Origin of the sequence: Lapillicoccus sp., assembly GCF_025353065.1 — a bacterium.
GTDB lineage: Bacteria > Actinomycetota > Actinomycetes > Actinomycetales > Dermatophilaceae > Lapillicoccus.
The window spans coordinates 1-2,891 of record NZ_JANXRJ010000263.1; the positions used below are offsets into that span (position 1 = coordinate 1).

A 2,891-nucleotide genomic window follows, 5' to 3' on the forward strand; every position below is an offset into this window, starting at 1 on the left:
GCTGCCTTCACCTCACTGGTCAGGATCATGGTGCAGCGTGATCCGCGGCCGGGTTTGACCGTGTCGTTGCGGGCGTCGAACCGCTCTCGGTTCTCTCGGTTGAACTGCATGCGGGCGATCTGGCCCAGCATCGTCGCTGCCGCGTCGACACCTTTGTCGGGTGCGAAGTCGTCGCCGAAGAACAAGCAGTCCTTGGCAGACCACAAGGCCTCGCGGATGGCGTTGAGGGTTGCCCCCTGCCCGGACATGGAGGCGCCAGGAGCGGATCGGTCCCAGCGGACGCCGAAGTGCTGCATGGCCAGGGCGGTGACACCGGTCTTGTAGGAACCCGGTACGCCGAAGACCATCGTGGCCGGCCCGGTCCAGCCAAGTACTGCCCGGTACACGGTGCCCGCCAGCACGGCACCAACGTGGGGCATCAGCCGGGTCATCAGCGATCGTGAGTCCCGATCGAACAGTGCCCGCACGGCCTGACCGTCGGTGAGGGGCGTCGGTAGCTCTACCCGCGCCAACGTTCCCGGCAGCTTCACCGGAAGGGCGATCGGGCCACCGTTGGTGATGCCCCCACCTGCATGGATATAGGTCCAGCCATGTCCGGGGACCTGTCGCCATCCGGTGGACCGATACATGGTGACAACGTCGGCGTCGGCGGAGGTCTTGCGGATGGCGTCCCACACCTTGGCGCGGCCGCGGCTGCTGGAGTCGTAGTTCAGACCCATTTGCGGAAGGTCCGCCAGCCAGTCACCGCCGCGGGCGCGATCGCCTGCCACCCGCAGCGTCACCAGCTCCCCGCTGACCGGGTGGGTGTACCCGACGATGTAGCTGACGATCTTCTGCTCATCGGGGTGATCGGGCCCGAGGGCGTCGTCGTTGTCATCGGCGGGTTCGTTCTCCAGGCACTCCACGCGCATCACCCGAGCGTCCAAGCTGAGGATGCCGCTCAGCGTCAACTGGCCGTCGCGGTCATAGCGACGTTCGACGATGACGCCGGTGGGCAACCGCTCGTACTCGGGCCACCGCACCGGCGACCCGGCCCTGCGGTCGCCGCCTCCGCCGCCCCCTGTCGGGAACTGCACGACAGTCGTGTCAATGTCCGTAGTTGGTTGGTCAGGCTCCGGCTGGAACGTGGGCACGGCCCGCACCAGGACCTCGCGGATGGGCGCGGGCATCGGAGCACCACAGGCGTCCCAGGCTTCCTGCGCGAGTCGCTGGGCTCTTGCCATCGCCTCTTCGGCGCGGAGCACCACATCGGTGCAGTCCATCTCGGCGGGTGGCCGCCCGAACTCGACCATCTGCGCGTCGAGGGCGGCGACTTTCTCGTGAGCGCGGTAGGCGCTCGTGCCGGCGGCCTTGGCATGTCGGACCGCTTCGTTGGCCCATCGCAGAGCGAACCGGGCCTCATCCGCCGCGGCCACCATCGCACCGCGTTTTGTGGCGGCAACCGCCATCTGGAGACGGGCGTTGGTTTCGTCCAATGCCTGTTGTGTCTTCGTTGCCGCCGTGTCCGCACGGTCGGCCTCGGCGATCGCGTCGGCGCCATCGATAAGTGTCTGTGCGTGCCCCAGGCTGAGGTCGACGAAATCGCCCAAACCGAACCCGGCCGCGACGTGGTCGTGGGCATCGGCCTTTTTGGCGGTGACTGCGGGCAGGACGGCCCGGACTGAGTCGGCGACCCCGTCCAACCGGTTGGACAGATCCACCGCGCGGCGATAGCCGGCTGCGTCACGATCCACGACGAGGACGACGTGGGCGCTGCGCAGCTGATCGATCTGCTCGCCGGAGAACCCTCCTGCCCCGTTGTTGTTCGTGGTGGCGATGCCTACCGGTGCCCCTACCGGGCGGAGCAACGGGTTCAGGGCCTCGTCGTCCTTTTCCCCTTCGGTCACCCACACAGGCAGCTTCGCCGCGATTGCCTCCAGCACCGAGGGCAAATGCCGTAGGACCCGCCGCGATGATGCCTCGTGGATCCAGCCGCCATGACCGTCAGGCCGCCGCTGCTTGAACGTTTTCTTCGGAACGCCGTTCTCAGTCCACTCGACCCGGACGCACTGGCCCAGCACTGCGCCTGCCTCGTCGACGTAGTCGTAGAAGCGGGTCTCCTGTGCCGGGGTGCGGACAGGTCTGGGCTCGACCGGGTCCGGAACGAGGCGCTTGGGAAGCGGCCCGAGTCGCTGGGGCGGGGTCGCAATGCTGCGCCTGTTGCGGAATGGGGTCGCGGCGAAATCCCGGGGCGGCAACGGCTGATCGAAACGGTCGGTCAAGCCCAGCCCGACAGCCTCCAGCAGTTCACGTTCATCGGCCGGGCAGCCATGGCAGTGCAGTTTGGTCATGCCGCCGCGGTCGGACACCCAATCGATGGACAGGCTCGGGTTGGAGTCCTGGTGGACGGGGCAGCGGGCTTGGACGTGGGTCGCGCCATGGTGCTTGGGCCGGTGGCCTTGCTCCTGCAGAGCCTGGAACACCCGGTCCAAGGATGACTTGGGGATACCGGGTTCTTGAAAAACGGGGACGCTCACGGAGCGGCGCTACCTCCCTTCCAGGCTCGGACCAACGGCTGATAACTACGGGGAACCTCAGCGGTCTACAGCACGACGACCGGCTCAGCGAGGTCGTCTGCGGGATGGCCCTTGCGAGCGGCGTGATTTCTGCGGGCCAGTTCATCGATCCGACCGCGGATGTGTTGGTCGGTGTCCCACAGGTGCAGCGCGGCCCGGATGCGTTCGGAAGCCGGGACGCCGTCGGCCCGGGCCACCCCGAGGTGGTGCCGCATGTTCTTGCCGACGGCGACGGAGATCTTCACTTGGGCGTCGCCGCTGGGACCGGCCGCGAGCCGGTCGGTCCGTAGCTGCTTGGCCAGTGCGTCGATCCTCTGGTGAAGTTCTGGGTCGGTG

Annotated in this window: 1 protein-coding gene and 1 pseudogene; both read right to left on the reverse strand. The window is 67.5% G+C overall.

What is annotated here, in order from left to right; all coding sequences use genetic code 11:
- Window positions 1-2,516, reverse strand: a pseudogene (locus Q0R63_RS19390) (hypothetical protein); the annotation flags it as partial.
- A 65-nt stretch (window positions 2,517-2,581) separates the two neighbouring features.
- The coding region (locus tag Q0R63_RS19395) for a hypothetical protein (RefSeq protein WP_295701046.1) at window positions 2,582-2,891 on the reverse strand (310 nt) is incomplete at its 5' end.